Annotated in this window: 4 protein-coding genes; 3 read left to right on the top strand and 1 reads right to left on the bottom strand. The window is 69.1% G+C overall.

The genetic code is table 11. From position 1 onward, the window contains the following. Positions 1 to 221 precede the first annotated feature (221 nt). Positions 222 to 1,091: a hypothetical protein gene (locus DJ74_RS01370; RefSeq protein ID WP_094526066.1), complete on the top strand. Its 870-nt coding sequence runs from the start codon at positions 222 to 224 to the stop codon at positions 1,089 to 1,091. A 12-nt stretch (positions 1,092 to 1,103) separates the two neighbouring features. Here DJ74_RS01370 and DJ74_RS01365 read toward each other — a convergent pair whose 3' ends face one another. Next, positions 1,104 to 1,682: a hypothetical protein gene (locus DJ74_RS01365; protein WP_094524760.1), complete on the bottom strand. Its 579-nt coding sequence runs from the start codon at positions 1,680 to 1,682 to the stop codon at positions 1,104 to 1,106. Positions 1,683 to 1,767: 85 nt separating this feature from the next. On the opposite strand from DJ74_RS01365, the gene DJ74_RS01360 reads away from it, so the two are divergent. Together DJ74_RS01360 and DJ74_RS01355 are read left to right on the top strand one after the other, a co-directional pair. Beyond that, positions 1,768 to 2,340 (top strand): magnesium transporter, encoded by a 573-nt coding sequence (locus DJ74_RS01360; RefSeq protein WP_094524759.1) that lies wholly within the window; start codon positions 1,768 to 1,770, stop codon positions 2,338 to 2,340. A 143-nt stretch (positions 2,341 to 2,483) separates the two neighbouring features. Beyond that, positions 2,484 to 3,038, top strand: a complete 555-nt coding sequence (locus DJ74_RS01355) for a magnesium transporter (protein ID WP_094524767.1) — start codon at positions 2,484 to 2,486, stop codon at positions 3,036 to 3,038. Positions 3,039 to 3,125 lie beyond the last annotated feature (87 nt).

Raw genomic sequence — 3,125 nt, 5'->3', positions numbered from 1 at the left:
CCATCTGGACGAACCGCCTCGTGTCTACGCGGACCGCCTCGCGCCTACACGGGCCGCCTCGCACCCGAACGACCCCCTCGCGACTGTCCGAAGTAATATAGATTTAAACGACCGGCGACCCCAACATTCGACATGAGCAAATCCACTACGATCGTGGTCGGTACGATCGGTGTCTCGGCGGCCCTGTCCGTACTCATCATCCTCTCGTACGTGCTCGGCTGATGTTCTCGTCTCGGTCGCTCGACGATGACCTCGACGCAGTCCGTGAGGAACACGCTTCCGGCTCTCCGGTCCTCGACGTCGACGCCGACTTCGAGACGCTCCCGCCGGCGGCGGCCGAGGACCTCGGACTGTTCGTCGACGGGCTCTCGCCCGCCTCCTTCCCGGCGGCGTGGCTCCCGGACGAGGCGCCGGAACTCCTCCGGCGGTACGCCGGTTCCGCGTTCACCGTCGGACTGCCCGGCGACGGCACCGTCGTCCGGACGACCCAGACCGACCCGCAGACGGTGCTCGTCAAGAAGCGGGCGGAGGGAACTCCGGACGACTTCCTCGCGTTCCTGATCGCCGACCGGCTGGTCCAGGTCGGCGTCTCGCCGTCTCCGGGGTCGCTCCCGGACGACGCCTCTCCCGACCGGCTTCCCGATAGCTTCCTCCCGTTCTTCGGCGAGCGCTACCGCGACCTCGACGCCGCGATCCGCCGACCGGATCCCGACACCGGCGCCTCGACCACGAGCCACGGGCCGAGCGACGTCTTCCAGGTCGCGGCCGCGCTGTTCGACGCGTGGATCGGGCTGTACACCCGCGACGTCTTCGCGTCGTGGCAGGGGACCCGCCCACGGCTGTTCGACGCCTGGGTCGACGCCGGCGATCGCCTAGAGGGTCGGCTCGGGGACCTCTCGGGCGAGGTCGCCCGCGGGGAGACCGACTTCGCGAGCGCGACGGAGTACGCCTGCTCCGCCTTCCGTCACGGCCTCGACCTCCCCGCGCCGTTCGCCGCGCTCGACACCGCCGCCTACCGCGACCGCGGCGCTCCCTACGCGGTGAAGTGGGCGGAGAAGACGTTCGAATCGATGGTCGACGACGGCGCCTGACAGGATACGATCCTAGATGTCGAAGGTGACGTTGCCCTCGCCGTCGAGCTCGATGACGCCCTCGAACAGCTCCCGGAACCGATCGAGCGTCGCGACTTCGTGGACCTCCTCGGAGAGGTGGAAGATCCCGACGGCGTCGTGCTCGTCGAGGAGCGCGAGGATGTCCGCGGCCGCCTCGAACACCGCGTCGTCGTCTGCGTAGTACGCCATCTCGGTGAGCGAGTCGACCGACACCCGTCGCTTCCCCTCGTTCTCCGTGAGGAACCGCTCGACGCGGTCGACCACGCCGTCGAGGTCGTCGGGGGCGGAGACGTAGAAGACGTCGTCGCTGGAGCGCCGCGAGTAGCCCCGCTCGACGGAGAGCGTGTCGAGGATCGTCGCCTTCGTCTCGTCGACGTCGTAGTACTCCAGCTTCTGTTCGACCTCCCGCGCGGTGGTCCGCGTGGAGACGACGAGGAACGCGTCGGTGTCGGTCTTCAGGAAGTCCGTGTCGATCCGGTCCGTCTCGCCGATGCTCGGGTGGACGAGCAGCAGCCCCGTGCCGCCCGGAATTGTTTCCGGCCCGTTCTCGATGGCGAGCGAGTAGTCCATGCGATCGGAAACCGCCCGACCGACTTAACGATGCGGGCCACGTCGTCCGACCGGTTTTTGAGCCTCCCTCGCGTCGGGATGCACGATGGCCGGCCACGACACCGCACGCGACGTCTACCGACAGGCGCTGCCGGTGATCCTCGTCAGCCTCGTCGCCGGGCTGTTCGCCGGCACCATCCTCGGCTCCGAGACGATGCGCGCAGGCATCTCGGAGGTCCCCGGCCTCCTCCTCCTGCTCCCGGCGTTCCTCGCGACCCGCGGCGGCGTGTACGGCTCCCTCGGGGCCCGACTCTCGACCGGGCTCCACCAGGGACTCATCGAGCCCCAATTCCGGCTCGACCGGCGGCTCAGGAACGCGATCCTCGCTTCCTTCATCAACGGGATGAGCGTCTCCGTCTTCATCGCCGTGGTCACCTACCTCTGGCTGACGCTCCTCGGGACGGAGGGGAACCTCCTCCAGCTGGTCGGGATCATGGTCGTGGCGGGGTTCCTCTCGGCGACCCTCATGATCTCAGTGCTGATCGCCGTCATCTTCGTCGGCTACCGCCGGGGGCTCGACCCGGACAACGTGATCGGCCCCGTCGTGACGACGCTCGGCGACGTGTTCGGCGTCCTCTTCCTCCTCGTCGGGATCTACGTCGTGGGGGCCGTGCTGTGACGGACGCAGACGCGGGAGGCGGCTCGACGTCCGATTCGGGTGGCGGCTCGACGTCCGGTACGGGTAGCGGCTCGACGTCCGGTACGGGTAGCGGCTCGACGTCCGGTTCGGGCGGCGGCTCGGCGCCCGGCGCGGAGACCACGATGACCGACGAGTGGTCGATCGGTCGGATCGTTCGGACGATGATCCCGCTCCTCGCCGCGCTGTCGGTGCTCCAGCTCGTCTCGGGCACCGTCCTCGAGACGTACGAGGCGGTGCTCGTCCGCAACCCGGCGCTCCTCGTGTTGGTGCCGGTCCAGATCGGGACGGCCGGGAACCTCGCGTCGATCACCTGTTCGCGGCTCACCACGCAGCTCTACCTCGGGACGTACGAGCTGGACCCGTCGAACCCCGACCTCAGGGCGAACGCCGGCGCCGTGTTCGCCTTGGCGGGGACCGTCTTCGGCGTCGTCGGCGTCGCCGCGTGGGCGATCGGCGTCGCGCTCGGCGGCACGCTCGGGCTCGGACAGGTGCTCCTCGTCTCGCTGGTCTCGGGGATGCTCCTCGCCGTCCTCGTCGTCGTCGCCAGCGTCGCCGCCGTGGAGGCCTCGTACCGGATCGGGCTCAACCCCGACGACACGACCATCCCGGTCGTCACCAACGTCTGCGACATCGCCGGTGTGCTGATCCTCTTCGCCGTCGTCTCGGTCGTCGTGTGAATTCGGACGCCGGTGAGAGCGGACGGCGCTGTCGCCGTCCGAACTCAGAACACGCTGTCGGCGGTCGCGGCGCCGACGACGCTGAAC

This window comes from Halorubrum sp. Ea8, assembly GCF_002252925.1.
Taxonomy (GTDB): Archaea; Halobacteriota; Halobacteria; order Halobacteriales; family Haloferacaceae; genus Halorubrum.
Note: the sequence above shows the minus strand (reverse complement) of the source record. Positions and strands in the feature narration are given on the sequence as shown.